At 74.3% G+C, this 18,293-nt stretch carries 16 protein-coding genes; 9 read left to right on the top strand and 7 right to left on the bottom strand.

Annotation, left to right across the window (positions count from 1 at the left end; all coding sequences use genetic code 11):
* The first annotated feature begins 393 nt into the window (after positions 1-393).
* Positions 394-966, top strand: coding sequence for a helix-turn-helix domain-containing protein (locus ACFXPK_RS02225; protein WP_385070684.1), 573 nt, complete (start codon positions 394-396; stop codon positions 964-966).
* A gap of 111 nt (positions 967-1,077) precedes the next feature.
* Here the strand turns inward: ACFXPK_RS02225 and ACFXPK_RS02220 are convergent, their stop codons facing one another.
* Complete coding sequence (locus tag ACFXPK_RS02220; RefSeq protein ID WP_385005146.1) at positions 1,078-1,527, bottom strand: CoA-binding protein; 450 nt, start codon at positions 1,525-1,527, stop codon at positions 1,078-1,080.
* Positions 1,528-1,653: 126 nt separating this feature from the next.
* On the opposite strand from ACFXPK_RS02220, the gene ACFXPK_RS02215 reads away from it, so the two are divergent.
* Positions 1,654-2,070 carry a cold-shock protein gene (locus ACFXPK_RS02215; RefSeq protein ID WP_385005144.1) on the top strand — a complete coding sequence of 139 codons (417 nt, stop codon included), beginning with the start codon at positions 1,654-1,656 and terminating at the stop codon, positions 2,068-2,070.
* A gap of 27 nt (positions 2,071-2,097) precedes the next feature.
* Here ACFXPK_RS02215 and ACFXPK_RS02210 read toward each other — a convergent pair whose 3' ends face one another.
* Positions 2,098-2,904: an ABC transporter permease gene (locus ACFXPK_RS02210; RefSeq protein ID WP_385005142.1), complete on the bottom strand. Its 807-nt coding sequence runs from the start codon at positions 2,902-2,904 to the stop codon at positions 2,098-2,100.
* Positions 2,901-3,845, bottom strand: a complete 945-nt coding sequence (locus ACFXPK_RS02205; RefSeq protein ID WP_385070650.1) for an ABC transporter ATP-binding protein — start codon at positions 3,843-3,845, stop codon at positions 2,901-2,903. Before ACFXPK_RS02205 ends, ACFXPK_RS02210 begins: the two co-directional genes overlap by 4 nt.
* A gap of 122 nt (positions 3,846-3,967) precedes the next feature.
* Here ACFXPK_RS02205 and ACFXPK_RS02200 point away from each other — a divergent pair, with 122 nt between their 5' ends.
* From ACFXPK_RS02200 to ACFXPK_RS02180, 5 genes are all read left to right on the top strand, one after another.
* Positions 3,968-4,369: a GntR family transcriptional regulator gene (locus ACFXPK_RS02200; protein ID WP_385070647.1), complete on the top strand. Its 402-nt coding sequence runs from the start codon at positions 3,968-3,970 to the stop codon at positions 4,367-4,369.
* A gap of 117 nt (positions 4,370-4,486) precedes the next feature.
* Positions 4,487-5,608, top strand: a complete 1,122-nt coding sequence (locus ACFXPK_RS02195; RefSeq protein WP_385070644.1) for a DUF1648 domain-containing protein — start codon at positions 4,487-4,489, stop codon at positions 5,606-5,608.
* 39 nt (positions 5,609-5,647) lie between these two features.
* Positions 5,648-6,283, top strand: coding sequence for a YigZ family protein (locus ACFXPK_RS02190; RefSeq protein ID WP_385005134.1), 636 nt, complete (start codon positions 5,648-5,650; stop codon positions 6,281-6,283).
* A 207-nt stretch (positions 6,284-6,490) separates the two neighbouring features.
* Complete coding sequence (locus tag ACFXPK_RS02185) at positions 6,491-7,657, top strand: exonuclease SbcCD subunit D (RefSeq protein WP_385070641.1); 1,167 nt, start codon at positions 6,491-6,493, stop codon at positions 7,655-7,657.
* A complete protein-coding gene (locus ACFXPK_RS02180) occupies positions 7,654-10,743 on the top strand; it encodes an AAA family ATPase (protein ID WP_385070638.1) in 3,090 nt (1,029 codons plus the stop codon). The genes ACFXPK_RS02185 and ACFXPK_RS02180 overlap by 4 nt, the downstream gene beginning before the upstream one ends.
* Positions 10,744-10,759: 16 nt before the next feature.
* Here ACFXPK_RS02180 and ACFXPK_RS02175 read toward each other — a convergent pair whose 3' ends face one another.
* Positions 10,760-11,980, bottom strand: coding sequence for an MFS transporter (locus ACFXPK_RS02175; protein WP_385070635.1), 1,221 nt, complete (start codon positions 11,978-11,980; stop codon positions 10,760-10,762).
* A 59-nt stretch (positions 11,981-12,039) separates the two neighbouring features.
* Between ACFXPK_RS02175 and ACFXPK_RS02170 the strand changes: the two genes are divergently transcribed.
* The gene (locus ACFXPK_RS02170; RefSeq protein WP_385070632.1) at positions 12,040-13,053 is read left to right on the top strand and encodes an ArsR/SmtB family transcription factor; all 1,014 of its coding nucleotides are present in this window, start codon (positions 12,040-12,042) and stop codon (positions 13,051-13,053) included.
* Between the two features lie 159 nt (positions 13,054-13,212).
* Here ACFXPK_RS02170 and ACFXPK_RS02165 read toward each other — a convergent pair whose 3' ends face one another.
* Complete coding sequence (locus tag ACFXPK_RS02165) at positions 13,213-14,100, bottom strand: ATP-grasp domain-containing protein (protein ID WP_385070629.1); 888 nt, start codon at positions 14,098-14,100, stop codon at positions 13,213-13,215.
* Between the two features lie 72 nt (positions 14,101-14,172).
* Here ACFXPK_RS02165 and ACFXPK_RS02160 point away from each other — a divergent pair, with 72 nt between their 5' ends.
* Positions 14,173-14,577, top strand: coding sequence for a GNAT family N-acetyltransferase (locus tag ACFXPK_RS02160; RefSeq protein WP_385070626.1), 405 nt, complete (start codon positions 14,173-14,175; stop codon positions 14,575-14,577).
* Positions 14,578-14,607: 30 nt separating this feature from the next.
* Here ACFXPK_RS02160 and ACFXPK_RS02155 read toward each other — a convergent pair whose 3' ends face one another.
* Both ACFXPK_RS02155 and ACFXPK_RS02150 read right to left on the bottom strand, forming a co-directional pair.
* Complete coding sequence (locus ACFXPK_RS02155) at positions 14,608-16,290, bottom strand: DUF885 domain-containing protein (protein WP_385070623.1); 1,683 nt, start codon at positions 16,288-16,290, stop codon at positions 14,608-14,610.
* A 355-nt stretch (positions 16,291-16,645) separates the two neighbouring features.
* Positions 16,646-18,175 carry a GNAT family N-acetyltransferase gene (locus ACFXPK_RS02150; RefSeq protein ID WP_385070620.1) on the bottom strand — a complete coding sequence of 510 codons (1,530 nt, stop codon included), beginning with the start codon at positions 18,173-18,175 and terminating at the stop codon, positions 16,646-16,648.
* Positions 18,176-18,293: the final 118 nt, after the last annotated feature.

Genomic DNA, 18,293 nt, shown 5'->3' with positions numbered 1-18,293 from the left:
CCCTGTGGGGCCCAACCTCAACCCCGGGCGCGCGCTCCCCACCCCCCCCGGCGCGCGCGCGCCCCCCCCGGGGGCGACAGCCCCCCCCCCCCCCCCCGTCGGGAAGGGATGACGTGGTAGAGAAGGTCCGCCGTCGTGGTCCTGTCATATGCGGCCGGCCTGCGGCGAAGCGGGGTTCGCGGGGGGTGTCCCGACCGCGGATACGTTTTCTCACCTGGCGTCATCTCGCCTGCATGGCGACGGTTTCCGGCCAACTGTCCGTGTCACGCCTGGTGGCCCGGCGCCGGGTGGGACCGGAGGGACGGGCCTCCCAGTACAGTGCGGTGCATGCCGGGGTGCACCACAAAGTAGTGCAATCCGCTGTACCTCTCCTTTGAACACATGGGACGGAACGTGTCGGACCTCGACCAGCTCACCCAGTCGCTCGCCCGCAATCTCAAGCGCTGGCGCGGCGAGCGGGGCTTCACACTCGACGCCCTCGCGGCCCGTGCGGGGGTCAGTCGCGGAATGATCATCCAGATCGAGCAGGCCCGTACCAATCCGAGCGTCGGCACCACCGTCAAGATCGCCGACGCGCTCGGGGTCCCCATCACCACGCTGCTCGACTACGAACAGGGCACCCATGTCCGGATCGTCCCCGAGAGCAAGGCCGTACGGCTGTGGTCCACCCCCGCGGGCAGCCGCAGCACCCTCCTCGTCGGCGCGGAGGCGCGCGGCCCGCTGGAGCTGTGGTCGTGGACGCTGATGCCCGGCGACGCCAGCACCTCCGACCCGCATCCGCCGGGCACCACCGAACTGCTCCATGTGACCGCCGGTGAGCTGACGCTCGTCGTCGACGGCGAGCCGCACGCCGTCCCGGCCGGCGCGTCGGCGACCTTCGAGGCGGGCGTGGAGCACATCTACCGCAACGACGGCGCGGAGACGGTTGAAATGATCATGTCCATCTCGGTCCCGCCGGTGCGCTGACGCGCCACCCGCGCGGCCCGCACCACCCGCGCCACCCGCGCCACCCGCGCCACCCGCGCGGCCCGTACGGCTCATGCGGCCGGGCCGCGGGAGCCGCGCCCCGATGCGTCCCTATCCGCCGAGCCGGGGGATCTCGATCGCGGGGCACCGGTCCATCACCATCGCGAGCCCGGCCGCCCGCGTCCGCTCGAACGCCTGCTCGTCGATCACCCCGAGCTGGAACCAGACGGCCCGCGCGCCGGCGGCGACCGCCTCGTCCGCGACCGCCCCGGCCAGTTCGCTGTTGACGAAGACGTCCACCACGTCCACCGGGAAGGGGATGTCGGCGAGCGAGGCGTACCCGCGCTCGCCGTGCACCGTCTCGGCCTTCGGATGCACCGGCACGATCCGCTTGCCGTACCGCTGGAGGACCGCGGCGACGCCGTACGCCGCCCGGGAGGCGTTGGCGGACAGGCCCACCACGGCCCAGGTGTCCCCGCCGTGCTCAAGGATCTCCCGGATCGTCGCCGGATCGCCGTGCCCGGTCCGCGCGCTCTCCGTCTGTGCTCTCTCTGCGTCCATGTCAGGGCAACGGATCGGGCGCGCGGGGCATTCCGCGCACCGGGGATCCGGTTCACCGCGGACGGCACGGCGTGCCATCCTGACCGTGGTGTCACGAGGTCTGGTTTCGCGCGGAGGTATGGGGTTGTGCTGAGGACGGGAAAGATCCAGCGGTTCGACGAGACACGTGGATACGGGTTCATCGTCCCGGACGAGGGAGGTGACGACGTGTTCATGCACGCGAACGACCTGCTGGACGAGAAGTACCTCTACCAGGCGGGCCGCGAGGTCGAGTTCTTCGTCGAGATGGGGGACAAGGGGCCGAAGGCGTCCGAGATCCGGCTCGTCCACCCGTCCGCGCAGCGCCGCCCCGGGCGCGACCTCGCACCTGCCCCGGTGACGTACCGGAGCGCGGAGGACGGCGAGCCGACGGCGGCCGCTCTGCGCGGCGAACTCACCGAGGCGCTGCTGGAGGCGGACGGCACCCTGACGGCCGACCAGATCAAGCGGGTCAGGGCGCGCGTGGTCGAACTGGCGCGCGCGCACGGCTGGATCACCGGCTGACGACCGGGGCCGCCCCTCGCGCCCGGGTCAGAGCAGATCCCCGCGCATCGGCACGCGTACGGCCACGGCTGCCGCGACGAGTGTGTACCCCGTCAGCAGCAGAGCGCCGCCGGCCGGGGGGAGCAGCGCGACCGCGGGGGTGGACAGCTCGGCCGCGAGGGCGTCCGCGACCTGGGTGAAGCCGGTCAGCGAGGCCGTGGCGCCGCCCGGCAGCAGCGGGTGGAGCAGCCGGACGCCCGGGATCGTCATCAGGACCAGCTCGCCCACGTAGAGATAGCCGATCACCACCGAGAGCGCCGCGATCTGGTGGCGGATCAGGGCGCCCGCCGCGACCCCCAGCAGGGTGTAGGAGGTCATCGCGACGGCCAGCCGCAGCAGCAGCTCCACCACCGTCCCCGTACCGATGCCGGGGGTGATGCCCCGGGCGGCGAGCGCCCCGAAGAAGGCCGCGCCCGCGCTGCCGGTCAGCACCAGCCCGTACACCGTCCCGGCCACGGCGTACGTGATCAGCTTCGCCATGAGTACCCGCTCGCGCCGTGGTGCGAAGAGGAAGGTGTACGTCGCCGTCCGGTAGCGGTACTCCGAGGTCATCGCGAGCGTGCCCAGCGCCGCGGGGACGAACACGGTGCAGCCGAGCATCCCGATGACCGACAGCACCCCGTCCCCGGTGTCCAGGCCCGGCAGGGGCGGGGAGAAGTTCTCGGGACCGACCGCGGCCGTCGCACCGGTCAGACCACCGCCCAGCAGGACGGCCGTCACCAGCGCCCCCAGCCACAGCCGGGTCGCCGCCAGCCGCTGGAACTCGGCCCTGACCAGCGCGTTCATCGAGTTCATCGGGTGTTCCTCCCCGCGTCGGCGGCGGTGTCGCCGGTCAGCTCGAAGAACAACTGCTCCAGGCTGGTGTCCTCGGTCGCCAGTTCGTGCACGCGCAGCCCCGCGGCCGAGGCCAGATCGGCGACGCGCGCCGTGGTCAGCCCGTGGATCCGCAGAGCCCCGTCGTGCCCGGACTCGACATGGCTCGCGGCGCTCCCCGCCGGACCGCCGTCCAGCAGCAGCGTCCTGAGCGCCGCGGCGTCGGGCGAACGGACCAGCACCACCGACGGGCGCAGGCGCTCCATCTCGGCGAGCGGCCCCGCCGCGACCAGCCTGCCGCGCCGGATCATCACGATGTCGTCCACGATCTGCTGGACCTCGCCGAGCGCATGGCTCGACACCAGGACCGTGCGCCCTTCGGCGGCCAGCTCCCGCAGAAAGCCGCGCAGCCAGGCGGTGCCCTCGGGGTCGAGCCCGTCGCCCGGCTCGTCCAGCAGCAGCACCCGCGGATCGCCCAGCAGCGCCGTGGCCAGGCTCAGCCGTTGCCTCATGCCCGTGGAGAACGTACGGGTCCTGCGGCGCGCCGCGTCCGCGAGCCCGAGCCGTTCCAGCAAGGCGTCGACGCGGCCCGCCGGATGGCCGCCCATCGTGCAGTAGATCCGCAGATGGTCACGGGCCGACTGGTGGGGGTGGAAGGCCGAGGCGTCGAGTACGGCGCCGACGACCTCGGAGGGCCGGCGCAGCCGCGCGTACCGCTCACCGCCGATGGTCGCGGTGCCCGCGGTGGGGGCGACCAGGCCGAGGATCATGCGCATCGTGGTGGTCTTGCCCGCCCCGTTGGCGCCGAGGAAGCCCGTGACCACCCCCGGCTCGACGGCGAAGGTCAGCCCGTCCACCGCCGTGACCGGGCCGAACCGCTTGGTCAGTCCGGTCACCTCGATGCGCGGCGACGCCCCGCTCACCGGCCGGAGACCTTGCTCGGTGCCATGGGGTCCGTCCCTCCCTCGGGGCGTGCGCACGGTCCCGGCGTGTCCCTGCCTCCGCCCTCTGTTCTAGTAGTTGTATAGCAGATAGAGTTGGAGCCGTGCAGCTCCTACTCGACCTCGACAGCGAGGTCCCGATCTACCAGCAGATCCGGGACCGGGTGGTGGAAGCCATCGCGGACGGTGCGCTGGAACCCGGTGACTCCCTGCCCTCGACCCGGCAGTGCGCCGTCGATCTCGCGATCAACTTCCACACCGTGAACAAGGCGTACGACCTGTTGCGCCGCGAGGGATTCATCCGTGTCAACCGCAGGAGCGGGGCGGTGGTCCACCCGGACATGCGCGGGGCGACGGCCGGACCCGGGGCGGGGCCGGACTGGGAGCGGCGGCTGCGCACACTGCTCGCCGAAGCCGTCGTCCGGGGGGTTCCGGACGAGGAGGTCGCGGGGTGCGTACGGGCGACGCTGGACGGGTTCGCCGCGGGCGGTGGCGACAGGGGTTAGCGCGCGGGAAGAACGGGGGACCGGTGGATCCGGCTTCTCCCCAGGGCTGTTGCGGGGCCGCCGCCGACGAGGCGGCTCCCGCTCCCACGACCTCGTCGGACGGATCGGGTGAACGCCGTGCTGGTCAGCCTTCTCGTCAACTTCGCGACACTCCTGATGCTGGGGGCCGTCCTCTACGCGGCTCCCAGCCCCCGTCTCAACCCCCCGGCGGTCCCCTTCGGCGTCCGCGTACCCCCCGACCGGGCCGACGACCCCCAAGTGACCGAGCAGCGCAGACGCTACCGCGCGCTGCTGACACCGATCGCCGTCGTCCTCACGCCGACCGCGCTCGCCCTCGGCGCCGTGCTGGACAGCGTCCTGGTCGGGGCCGTGGCCGCGCCGCTGCTCTGCGCCGTCGCCGCCGCGCTGTGGTGGAACGCGCACCGCGCCCTCGTCCGCGCCAAGGAGCGGGGCAACTGGTACGGGCAGGTGCGCCAGGGCGCCGTCATGGACACCTCCCTGCGTACGGACCCGGTACGGCTGCCCTGGCTGTGGGTGGTCCCCTCGCTCGTGGTGCTCGTGGTGACGGCCGCCGCGGGCGCGTTCGCCTACCCGGACCTGCCCGCGACGATGCCCCTCCCGGAACGCGGCGTGGGCGGGACGGCCCACCGGGACGTCGCCACCACCTTCTGGTCCGCGTTCGGCCTGGTGCTCGTACAGACCGGGGTCACCGCGGCGCTCGTCGGCACGGCCGCCGCCGTGCTGCGCGCCCGGCCCGACCTGGACGTGTCGCGGCCCCGGAGCAGCGTCGCCCGGCACCGCCGCCACCTCGCGCTGACGGTCCGTGCCCTGCTGGGCACGGGCGCGCTGCTCAACCTCATGCTGTCCGGCCTGTCCGCGATGATGTGGAGCGGCAGCCGCTCCGGGTCCCTGCTCCTCCTGGTCGTGGGCGGGCCCCTGCTCCTGGCCGCCGCCGGATCCGCACCGGCCGTTCTGCGCGCCGCCCGTCCGGGCGGTGCGGCGGGGGCGGAGGCGGCGGAGGAGGACAGCGGCCTGGTGGCGCGTGACGACGACCGGCACTGGCGCGCGGCGGGAACCGTGTACGTGAACGCCGGTGACCCCGCCGTCCTCGTGCCCCGGCGGGTCGGCCGGGGGTGGACGGTCAATCTCGCCCACCCCCGGTTCCTGGCCGGCTCGGGCGCGGTCCTGGCGCTGGCGCTGGCGGCGGCGGCCGTGAACCTCGCCATGGGATCCGGCTGACGTCCGGGCGGCGGCCGGGCCCCGCATAGGGTGGGGGGCATGCAGGAGCAGTACCGGACCGTCGCCCGCGCGGGCGTCCATGAGACCGAGGTCAACCGGTCACGCTTCCTCTGCGCGCTGGCACCGGCGGCGACCGAGGAGGAGGCGCAGGAGTTCGTCGCGGGCGTCCGCAGGGAGCATCCGACGGCCACGCACCACTGCTTCGCGTACGTGATCGGCGCCGACGCCTCCGTACAGCGGGCGAGCGACGACGGCGAGCCCGGCGGTACCGCCGGGGCGCCGATGCTCCAGATGCTGATGCGCCGTGAGATGCGCTACACGGTAGCGGTCGTCACCCGCTACTACGGCGGCGTCAAGCTCGGCGCCGGCGGTCTGATCAGGGCGTACGGGGGAGCGGTCGGCGAGGCGCTGGACGCCCTCGGCACCCGGACCAGACGGCGCTTCCGGCAGGTCACCGTCGTCGTCGACCACCAGCGCGCGGGCCGGCTGGAGAACGATCTGCGCGCCACGGGACACGCGGTCCGCGAGGTGCGGTACGCGGAGGCGGTGACGATCGAGCTGGGGCTGCCGGACGCGGAGGTCGACGCGTTCCGCGGCTGGCTCGCGGACACGACGGCGGGCACGGCCGCCCTGGAGCTGGGCGGGGAGGCGTACGGCGATGGCCCTCCGGAGTGAGCGCCGAGCGCCGTACGGGGAGCGCGCGCCGCACGGACGCCGCGCGCGGTACGGCCGGGGCGGGCCGGGAGCGGCGTGTGAACCGGGCGAGCGGTACGAACGAGTCGAGCGGTACGGACGAGTCGACCGGTACGAACCGTACGAGCGGTATGAACCGCGCGAGCGGCACGAACCGTACGAAACGCGTGAACAGGGGGAAAGCCTCTCTTGAGGATTCTGCACACGTCGGACTGGCATCTCGGACGGTCCTTCCACCGCGTCAGCCTGCTCGACGCCCAGGCCGCGTTCCTCGACCACCTCGTGGCGACGGTCCGTGCCCATGACGTCGACGCGGTCCTCGTCGCCGGCGACGTCTACGACCGGGCCGTACCGCCGCTCGCCGCCGTCGAGCTGTTCGACCGCGCGCTGCACCGCCTCGCCGACGCCGGGGTACCGACCGTCATGATCTCCGGCAACCACGACTCGGCCCGCAGGCTCGGCGTCGGCGCCGGACTCATCGAGCGCGCCGGTATCCATCTGCGGACCGACCCGGCGGGCTGCGCCACCCCCGTCCTGCTCACGGACGCCCACGGCGAGGTGGCCTTCTACGGGCTGCCGTATCTCGAACCCGCCCTGGTACGCGCGGAGTTCAAGGCGGAGAAGGCCGGACACGAGGCGGTGCTCGGAGCCGCGATGGAGCGGGTACGGGCCGACCTCGCCACCCGTCCGGCCGGCACCCGCTCCGTCGTCCTCGCGCACGCCTTCGTCGTCGGCGGCGCGCCCAGCGACAGCGAACGCGACATCACCGTCGGAGGGGTGGCCGCCGTCCCCGCCGGGGTCTTCGACGGCGCCGACTATGTGGCGCTCGGACATCTCCACGGCGCCCAGACCCTCACCGAACGTGTCCGCTACGCCGGTTCGCCCCTCGCCTACTCCTTCTCCGAGGCCACGCACCGCAAGACGATGTGGCTGGTGGACCTCGGGCCCACGGGCGGGATCGAGGCGCGGCGGATCGACTGCCCGGTGCCGCGCCCGCTCGCCCGGATCCGGGGCACGCTCGACGCGCTGCTCGGGGATCCCGCCCTCGACCGGCACGAGGAGTCCTGGGTGGAGGCGACCCTCACCGATCCGGTGCGCCCGGCCGACCCCATGGCACGGCTCGCCGCCCGTTTCCCGTACACCCTCAGCCTCGTCTTCGACCCCGAACGGGCGCCCGGCGACCCGCTCGCCTCCTACGGCAGACGCCTCGCGGGCCGTACCGACCAGCAGATCGCCGAGGACTTCGTGGCCCATGTCCGCGGCGGTTCGGGTCCTGACGATCCCGAACGCACCGTGCTGCGCGGCGCGTTCGACGACGTACGGGTCGACGCGACGGTGCGGGAGGTGACCCCGTGAGACTGCACCGGCTGACCCTCACCGCCTTCGGTCCCTTCGCCACCACCCAGGAGGTCGACTTCGACGCCCTCTCCGGCGCCGGGCTCTTCCTGCTCCACGGCCCGACCGGCGCCGGCAAGACCTCAGTGCTGGACGCGGTCTGCTACGCGCTGTACGGGGCCGTGCCGGGCGCCCGGCAGAGCCCCGGCACCACGCTGCGCAGCGACCACGCGCCCACCGGGACCGTCACCGAGGTCGTCCTCGAACTGACCGTCGGCGAGCGGCGGTTGGAGGTCACCCGGCGACCCGCCCAGCTCCGTCCCAAGAAGCGCGCCAAGGGGTTCACCACCGAGAAGGCGCAGAGCTGGCTGCGGGAGTACGCCCCCGACGGCGGCTCCGACGGCTCCGGCGGCGGCGAATGGCGGGCGCTGAGCCGTTCCCACCAGGAGATCGGCGAGGAGATCAGCCAGCTCCTCGGCATGAGCCGCGAACAGTTCTGCCAGGTCGTGCTCCTGCCCCAGGGCGACTTCGCCCGCTTCCTGCGCGCCGACGCCGAGGCGCGCGGCAGGCTCCTCGGCACACTCTTCGACACCCGCAGGTTCGCCGCGGTCGAGGAACGCCTGGCCGAGCTGCGGCGCGCCGCCGAGCACCGGGTGCGCGCCGGGGACGACCGGCTCCTCGGGATCGCGCAGCGCATCGCCCAGGCGGCGGAGGGGAGTTCGACTGCGACGGACGGTCCGGGGACGCCGGGGCCGCCCGACCGGCAGCCCGGTGACGCGGGGCTCGCCCCCGCCGTACTCGCCTGGGCGGCGCTCGTACGCTGCGACGCCCGCGAGCGGACCGACATCGCCGCGTCGGCCCTCGCGGCGGCCGAGGACCGGTGCGCGGACGCCCGGGGCCGACGGGACGCCGCCCGCGAACTCGCCCGCCTCCAGGAGCGGTTCGCGGACGCCCGACGACGCCACACCGAACTCGAAGCGCGCCGCCCCGCGTACGACCGGACCCGTATGCTGCTGGAACGCGACCGCAAGGCGGAGCTGGTCGCCCCGGCGCTCGCCCTGCGCGACGAGGCGGACGAGGCCCACCGCGCCGCCCGCGCCGCGCACGAACGCACCCGCAGGACCCTGCCCCCCGGACTCGCGGACGCCGGCGCCGAACAGCTCGCCGCCCTGGAAGGCTCCGTACGCCAGGAACTCGGCGCCCTCGACGCGGCCCGCCGCGCGGAGAGCCGCAACGCCGAGATCACCGCCGAACGCGCCGCACTCGACCGGCAGGCGCGCGCCGACGACGACATCCTCCAGGAGACGGCCGGCTGGCTGGCGGGCTGGGAACCGGAACGCCGCGCCCTGCTCGACCGCGTGGAAGAAGCGCTGGAGGCCGCCACCCGCGCCGAGCAGCACGCGGGGCGGCTCGAACCGGCCACGCGACGGCTGGCCGCCGCCCGGCGCCGCGACACGCTCGAAGGGACCGTACGGGAGGCCGGGCAGGCGCTCCTGGCGGCGGGCGCGCGGGCCAACTCCGCCCGCGCGCACTGGCTCGACCTGCGGGAGCGGCGGCTGAAGGGCATCGCCGCCGAACTTGCCGCCCGACTCGCCGAAGGCGCGCCCTGCGAGGTCTGCGGCTCCGCCGACCACCCCGCGCCCGCACGCCCCACGGACGACCAGGTCGATCCGTCCGCCGAGGACGCCGCTCTGACGGAGAGTCAGCGCCGCGAGGAGTCCCGGGCGGAGGCCGAGCGCGTACACACCACGCTCCTGGAGCAGTACGCGACGGCCCGCGCCCAGGCCGCCGGGCCCCGGGACGACGACGGTGACGACACCGCCCCCGGGGCCCCGGACCCCACCGTCGCCGAACTCACCTCGTTCACCGAGCGGTTGGAGCGCGAACACGCCACAGCCCGCCGGGTCGCGGCCGGAGCGCACGCGGCGCGCGAGTCGCTGGCCCGCGCCGAGCGCGAGTACGAGGGCCGGGTCGCCGCCCAGCGGGAGGCCGAGAACCGCGCCGCCGGGCGGACCTCGCTGCGCGAGGCGCTGGAGCACGAACAGAGCGGCCTGCGCGAGGAGTTGGACCGCGCCAGAGGAGCGGCGACCAGCGTCGCCGACCGGGTGGCCGAACTCTCCGACCGGGCCAGGTCGCTCGCCGGGGCGGCGGAGACCGCACGCGTCGCCGACGCCACCGCGCTCCGCCTCAAGGAGGCCGACGGGCATCTCGCGGGCGCCGCGTTCCGCGCCGGGTTCGACACCCCGGGCGCCGCCGCCGAGGCCCTGCTCGGCGCGGCCGACCGGCGCGCGTTCCAGCACCGTATCGACGCCTGGCAGGCCGAGGCCGCCGCGGTCGCGGACCGGCTCGCGGAACCGGCGACCCGGGACGCCGCCGCGCTCCCGCCCGCCGACCCCGGCGCCGCGCAGTCCGCCCACGACACCGCGGAACGCGCCCTGCGCGCCGCCTCCGCCCGGCACGCCGCCGCCCGGGAGAGCCGGGACCAGCTCGCCGGGCTCTCCCGGCGCGCCGAGACCGAGGTGCGCGAACTCGGCCCCGTACGCGAGGAGTACGACCGGGTGGCCCGCCTGGCCGGGCTCACCGCGGGCACCTCCGCCGACAACGAACGCCGGATGCGCCTGGAGTCGTACGTCCTCGCGGCCCGTCTCGAACAGGTCGCGGCGGCCGCCACCGTACGCCTCCAGCGGATGTCCTCCGGGCGGTACGCCCTCTCCCACACCGACGCCCGCGCGGGCGGACAGCGCCGGTCCGGACTCGGGCTCCAGGTCGTCGACGCGTGGACCGGCAGCGCCCGCGACACCGCGACGCTCTCCGGCGGCGAGACGTTCTTCGCCTCCCTCGCCCTCGCGCTCGGCCTCGCGGACGTCGTCACGGACGAGGCGGGCGGCGTACGGCTGGACACCCTCTTCATCGACGAGGGCTTCGGCAGCCTGGACGACCAGACCCTGGACGAGGTCCTCGACGTACTGGACTCCCTGCGGGAGCGGGACCGCAGCGTCGGCATCGTCAGCCATGTCGCGGACCTGCGCCGCCGTATCCCCACCCAACTGGAGATCGTCAAGGAACGCCACGGGTCCGCCGTGCGGCAGCGCCTCGCGGGGGAGTGAGCCGCCCGGGGCGCGCTCACGGCGCCGGTGTCCCCGGCCGGGGCGCCGTCGCCGGGCGGGGCGTGTCACCCCCGGCCGCCGGTGCCCGCCGCAGGCCCGGCGCCAGGGTCAGGGTGACGGTGACGGAGAGCACCGCCATGACGGCCGTCGCCGCCGGTACGGAGGTGAGCTGGGCGACGCCGCCCGCCAGCGCCGCGCCCACCCCCTGCATCGTGAGCATCCCCGAGCTGTGCAACCCGAGGGCGTGACCGCTCAGTTCACCCGGGGTCAGGGCCATCAGCCGCTCCTGGAGGACCAGGCTCGCGGCGAACCCCACCGAGGCCACCGCCACGGCCGCCACCACCAGGGGCAGCGCCGGACGCAGGGCGAGCAGCGGATACGGCAGGGCCAGCAGCAGGAGCAGCGGAACCCCGAGCCGCCCCCGCCACCGCCCCGGCACGAACCGGCCCACCGCGATGTCCCCGGCGAGCATGCCGCAGGCGCCACAGGCGAAGAGGAGCCCCGCGTGCCGGGGCGCGTAGGCGACGAACAGCGACTCACAGCCCACGATCAGCCCGTTGGGGATCCAGAGCGCGAGATAGACGGTCCGGCGCGAACGCGACGACAGCAGAAAGGTGTTGGTCCGCCAGGTCGCCGTGGCCGAGGGGCGCCCGGTGGCCCGCGGCGCCCGGCCGCCGAGACCGAGCCGGGCGACGACCGCGGTCGCGAGATGGAGCGCCGCGCCCACGAGCAGGGTGCCGCGCGGCGACAGCGTGGTCACCAGCACACCGCCGAGCGCGTATCCGCCGATCTGCGCCGTGCCCGCGCACATGTTGAGCACGGAGCGCCCGAGCAGATAGCCGTCCCGCTCAAGGACCTCGTTGAGCAGCCCGTACCGTACGCCGCCGACCGGCGAGGCGACCGTACCGAGAAGGAACAGCACCGCGAACGAGGCCCACACGGGCAGACCGGGCACGGCGAGCGCGGCGGTGCCCAGGCCGAACAGCAGCGACGTCCCGGCCAGCGTGGCGCGCGGCGGCAGCCGGTCCGCCGCCGAGAGCAGGGTGGTCGCGCCGAGCACCTGGGCGAGGGAGGGCCCGAACATGGCGAGGGCGGAGAGCAGCGGTGAACCGGTCGCCGAGTAGATCAGGGTGCCCAGCGCCAGTCCGCTCACGGTCTGGGCGCCCACGTGCCCGGCGGACAGGAGGAAGAGCGGGGTGAACTCCTGGGTGCGGAACAACTCGCGGTAGGTACGCATGAACGGGAGTGTCGAGGCGCCCGGGGCCGGGCCGTTACTCTTTCGCGGGGAGGCGAAACATGGGCTGGTGGCAGATCAGCACGGACACCCTCGCGGACAGCCGCTTCGTCGTCTCCGCCCTCGCCGAGACGATCGCGAGCCTGAAGACCCTGGAGCGGGGCACGGCCGCACACCCGGGCGAGCGCGCCTGGCTCGACCTCCATCTGCCCGCCTACCGCGCACGTCAGGCCGGCGACCCGGTCACCGCGCTGCTCGTCCGGGCCGCGCTGGGGCGTCACTGGAACGCGGACTACCTCACGCCCACCCCGACCGGCGACGGCGACCAGCCGTTCGAGGACGAACTCGCGCGGGTGCGCGAGACGCCCGCCGCGGCCGTGCACGCCGATCTGACCGTCTCGCTGAACGGCCCGCTCCCCGCCCTGCTGCACCGCTCCGACCTGCCGGAACGCACCGCCGACACACTGGCCTGGGTATGGACGAGGACCGTGCTGCCCACCTGGCCGAGGCGCCGCCGGATCATCGAGGCGGATGTCCTCGCGCGCACCGCCCGGCTCGGCAGGGGCGGCTGGACCGCGGCCCTGGAGGGCATGCGCCCCGGGCTGCGCTGGCTCGGGGAGAGCCGACTCCAGCTCAACACGAGGGACTACCCGCCGAGGGAACTCACCGGAGCACGCCTGATGTTCGTCCCCGTGACACCGGTCGACGGCTGGGTCTCCTGGGACGCGCCGCACCGCTACGCCGTCGTCTACCCCTGCTCCGGCGCGCTGGCCGGGACGGACCGTACCCCCGTCCCCGAAAGCCTCGGCGCACTGCTCGGCCCCGCGCGGGCGACCGTCCTCGCCCTGCTCGGCACCCCGAAGAGCACCACGCACCTGGTGGCACTGACCGGACAGGGCCTCGGCTCGGTCGGCCGCCACCTCAAGGTCCTGCACGACGCGGGACTGGTACGGCGCCGCCGCGCCGGGCGCTCCGTCCTCTACCTCCGGACCGACGCGGGCGAGGTCCTGGTCGACGCCGGCGGGCCAGCCGCAGGAGCCGGCCGGAAGGAGCCCGGCGCGCCGAAATCCGGATGACAGCCGCCCCCGGCCCGGCCATCATGAGCGGCCATGCCCGCACCGGAACCGCCCACCCCCGAAGCCCTCCGCCGTGATCCGCCGCCGCCGCGCGGCCGTACCGCGACCGCCCCGCAGCGTGGCCGTCCGGTGAGGCGGGTGTCCCGTGGCGCGGGCGTCTCAGTCCGTGGCACCCGCCTCCGCCAGCGCCGCGTACAGCTCCGTCAGGTCCGCCCCGGCCGGTGCCCCGCTCACCTGTCCGTCGCCGACTTCCATCACCCGCCACACCCCGTCCTCCCGCAGGGCGAGATCCGTCGTCAGGAACCGGCAGCCGAGGGCCCGTACCGCCGCCGCCACCGCGTCCAGCGCGGGCCCCGGCTCCCGCTCCGGCAGTTTGCCGGGCGTGTCCGGATGGGGGGTGAGCAGGACCGGCTCCCCGTCCACCCACCACACGCGCACCTCACCGCCGGGCACGAACGCCTCGTACGCGCGCAGCACCACCCCACCCGCGAGCGAGTCCTCCTGGAGCGCGAGAAAGCGGTCCACGACCGCCATGACCCCTGTGTGATCGGTGAGTTCGGGAAGGAAGCAGGCTTCGTCCCACTGGTCCTTCCGGGACTTCACATAGTCCTTGACGATCCCGGGCCCCGGACCGAGCGGCGCCACCAGCTCGGCCAGCTCCGCCCGCTCCAGGCGCGCCCCCGCTGTCAGCCCGCGCCAGACGCTCCGGGGGGTGAGATGGGCGAACTCCTCGTACCAGCCGGGCAGTTCGTGCGCCCGACGGTACGAACCGGGGTCGGTCAGCAGCCGGCAGCCCCGTACCTCCATGCCGCGCGCCAGCTCCTGGTAGGACGCGGCGGGCATCATCCACCCCCGGTACCAGTACGGTCCCGAGCCGCGCCGTACCCCCGCCAGCGCGCCCGCCGTGTCCCCGGAGAGCAGCGCCTCATGGCCGAGGAGCGCGAACGCCGAGTCGGGCGACCGGGCCAGCGCCGCCTCCTCGGCGAACACCGGATCGGTCCGGACCGCCCGCAGCGGATCGGCGCAGAACAGGAACCCGGCTTCCATCGCATCCCCCAGACCTTTCACACCGTGTGGGTCTCACGCCCTGTGAGACTCGGGCCTTCGGCAGGAGAGAACATGTCCACGACCACCACACTCGACATCCGCCCCGCCCTCGCGGACGACGAGCTGAACGAACTCTTCGCCGCGTCGTGGCCCGGCCACGTCACGACGTCCTTCGCGCCCGTCCTCGCCCGCAGCCTGCTCTGGGTCGCGGCCCGGCGGGCCGGCCGGCTCGTCGGCTATGTCAATGTCGCCGGCGACGGCGGTGTGCACGCCTTCGTCCTCGACACCACCGTCCATCCGGACGAGCGCCGCCGGGGCCTCGGCCGCCGACTCGTGCAATCCGCGGCGGCCGAGGCGTGCGCCCGGGGCGCGCACTGGCTCCATGTCGACCACGAGCCGGCGCTGGCGCCCTTCTACGCGAGCTGCGGTTTCCGGCGGACCGAGGCCGGGCTCATGCCGCTCGTGCCGCGCGGCTGAACCCGCCCCCTCCGCCGTACCCGCGGGAGGTCAGAGCTTCGACAGCTCGTCCACCAGATCGTCCAGCCCGAGCGAGCCCTGCGACAGCGCCGCCATGTGCCACGCCTTCGCGTCGAACGCGTCGCCGTGCGCCTTGCGCGCGTTCTCCCGCCCCAGCAGCCAGGCGCGTTCGCCCAGCTTGTAGCCGATGGCCTGGCCCGGCATGGACAGATAGCGGGTCAGCTCGCTGCTGACGAAGTCCGCGGGACGGCCGCTGTGGTTCCCGAAGAACTCCTCGGCCAGCTCGGGCGTCCAGCGCTCGCCCGGGTGGAACGGGGACTCCGCCGGGATCTCCAGCTCCAGATGCATCCCGATGTCCACGATCACCCGGCAGGCGCGCATCATCTGCGCGTCCAGATAGCCGAGCCGGCGCTCCGCGTCGGGCAGGAAGCCCAGTTCGTCCATGAGCCGTTCCGCGTAGAGCGCCCAGCCCTCGGAGTTGGCGCTGACCTGCCCCACCGACGCCTGGTAGCGGGAGAGCTGCGACGAGACATGCGTCCACTGGGCGATCTGGAGATGGTGGCCGGGGACGCCCTCGTGGTACCAGGTGGACACCAGGTCGTACACCGGGAAGCGGGTCTCGCCCATGGTGGGCAGCCAGGTGCGGCCGGGGCGCGAGAAGTCCTCGGAGGGTCCGGTGTAGTACGGGGCCGCCGCGCCGCCCGGCGGGGCGATCCGGGACTCCACGCGCCGTACCCGGTCGGCGAGTTCGAAGTGCGTGCCGTCCAGTGCGTCGATGGCCTCGTCCATCAGCTTCTGGAGCCAGGTCCGCACCTCGTCGACGCCCTCGATGTGCGCGCCGTGCACGTCGAGATGGGCCAGCGCCTCCCAGGGGCCCGCGCCCGGGAGGATCTTCCCCGCCTCCTCCTTCATCTCGGCGAGCAGCCGGTGGTACTCCGACCAGCCGTACGCGTACGCCTCGTCCAGATCCAGATCCGTACCGTTGTAGTAGCGCGCCCAGCGGGCGTAGCGCTCCCGGCCCACGGTGTCGGGCGCGCCCTCGACGGCGGGGGTATACACGTCGCGCATCCAGTCGCGCAGCTCCGCCACGGCGGCGGTCGCGGTCCGGGCGGCGGCGTCCAGTTCGTCGCGGAGCGCGTCGGGGCCCGCCGCGGCGAACTCCTCGAACCAGCCCCGGTCCTCGCCCGCCCACTCGGTGAGCTGTCCGACGAAGGTCGCCGTCGCGCGCGGCCCGGCCGGCAGCTTGCGCTCGACGCCCAGGGCCAGCGAGGCGCGGTACCCCTCCAGCGCGGCGGGCACGGCGCGCATCCGCTCGGCGATCGCCGCCCAGTCCGCCTCGGTCCCGGCGGGGGTCACGCTGAAGATGTCGCGCACGAAGTGCGGGGCGGAGTGCAGATTGCTGACCTCGCGCAGCCCTTCCTCGGTGTCGTGGACGGCGAGGAAGGCGGTGAGCCGCTCACGCAGCAGCCGGGCGCAGCGCCGCTCGGCATCGCTGTCCGCACCCGGCAGCGTCTCGGCCACGTCGAGCCGGGCGAGCGTGTCCCGGGCGAGGTCGGCGCGGGCCTGCTGTCCGGCCGGGGAGTAGTCGGGAAGGCGGCGGGAGGACTCCGCCACGCCGAGATAGGTGCCGGTGATCGGGTCGAGTTCGATGAGTGCGTCGACGTAGGCGTCGGCGACCTGGCGGGGCAGCGCGCTGCCGGCTGTGTCTGACATAGCCGCCATCCTCTCCAACACGGACCGCCGCGTCACTTCACCGTGTACGGGGTGCGGCCGGATTGGCCGATCGCGGGCGCGGGCGGTGTGCGCCGCCCGGCCAGCTCCGCGCCGCCCGGCGGGGAGCGGCGCGGGCAGGCGGCGACGGACACCGGAATCCGGCCTCCTCCGCCGCCGCTCCGCGCCCCGGATCGGGGGGGGCGGAGCGGCGCGTTCGACGGAAAGGCCGGTCGATTCCCCCCGATACGGCGCGACCCGGGCCCGGAAGGGGCGGGCTGCGCCACCCGTGGCCCGGGACCGACTTTGGCCGGATCTCTACGCTCGCGCCGGGCCGGACGGGCACGGCGCGGAGGCGTCACGGCGTGGACGGGTGCTGAGCGGAGGGGTGCTGAGCGGACGGGTACTGAGCGGACGGGTGGGGCGTGGACGGGTACGGCGCGGGCGGGTCGAGCAGGCCGGAGTCGTCGTACGACGCACGGGGGGAACCGTCCAGGGCGGACGGCTCCAGCCGGGCGGTGATCACGAGCGTGCCCTCGTCGATCTGGTAGTCCAGCGGCAGCCCGAGGTCGCGCATGGCCGCGACCATACCCGTGTTGGACGCCTGGGTGACCGCGTACACACTGTCCGAGCGGGCCTCGACGGCGAGCGCGACGAGCCGGCGCAGCAGTTCGGAGCCGATACCGCGGCGCTGCCAGCCGTCCTCGACGATCAGCGCGACCTCGGTCTCGTCGCCGTCCCAGAGAAGGTGACCGAGGGCGACGAGCCGCCCCGAGGCCGTCTGGACGGCGAGGGTGCGTCCGAAGCGCGGGCTGAGGAGATGTGTCAGATAACGGTCGGCGTCGGCCACCGGGCCGTGGTAGCGCCGTTCCAGGGTGCGGGGTGTGCAGCGGGCGTGCATGGCGAGCGCGGCGTCGAGGTCGTCGGTGTCGGCGCGGCGGACGGTGATCTCCTCGCCCCTCGGGAGCGTGAGCACGTCCTGGCTGCGGGGGATGCGCGGGCCGAGCCGGGTGTCCAGCTCCACCAGCGCCCGGGCGCGGGCGAACTCGGTGGGGGTGAAGGGGAGGTACGGGCGCTCTATGGTGATGCTGCCGCCGTGCGGGTCGCGCAGCCGCATCTCCGTGCCGTCCTGGCCGTCGATGCCCTCGGCCTCACAGGCCCCCTCCGGGCCGCTCCCGTCGGCCGTGCGGCTCCCGGCGGACCCGGCGGGCCGGGAGTGGATGGTGCAGCGGCCGAACAACTGGCGCAGTGCGAGGGGCAGTTCGGCCGCGTCCAGCGCCGTACGGGTGGCCAGGCCCAGGACCCGGGTCGGGGTGTCCACCAGGTCGTGGGCGTCGGCCCGCTCGATCCAGGTGGAGCTGCCGCCCGCGGCGGAGACCTCACGGGTGAGGTCCTTCGCCTGGAGCGACGCCGGGGCGCGCAGCAGGAACTCGTCGACCGTGCCGTCGGCCAGCGGATGCGTCTGGAGGGTGAGGATGTCGACCCGGTGGGTGGCGAAGGTGACGCACAGGGCGGCCAGGCTTCCCGGCTCGTCCCGTACGGTCGTCCGCATCCGCCAGAGCGTCGTCCCCTCCGGGGCCGACCCCTCCTGGAGGGCTTCCTCCCGCCCGTCCGGCGCCGTGGCCGGGGCGCCGCCGGGGGGCCCGTCGGCGCCGGACACCGGTGGTGCGTGGCCGTGCCTCCGTGCCCACCAGGTGTGGAACGTGGCCGTGGCGATCAGCGCCCCGGCCGAGGCGACCAGCAGGAACGCGCCGTCGGGTCCGTGCACGATCAGGTTCGCCAGTGCGTCGGCGACCGCCACCGCGGTGAACAGGGCGGCCAGTTCGACGAGATCCCGCCGCCAGTGGTGGGGGCGGCGGTTGCTCTTCGCGGGAGTCACATGGGTCATGACCTCACTCTGACGGAACGGTGTTGCGTGATCACGAACGGTTTGTGACTGATGGGTTAAGGATGGATCTGTTCCTTTTTGGGTCATCTTCGGCCACTTTTGGCGCGGAATGATCGGT

The sequence above is a fragment of the Streptomyces sp. NPDC059142 genome (genome assembly GCF_042755665.1).
Classification (GTDB): domain Bacteria; phylum Actinomycetota; class Actinomycetes; order Streptomycetales; family Streptomycetaceae; genus Streptomyces.
The sequence above is the reverse complement of the archived record's forward strand: the minus strand, read 5'-3'. Positions and strand labels throughout refer to the sequence as shown.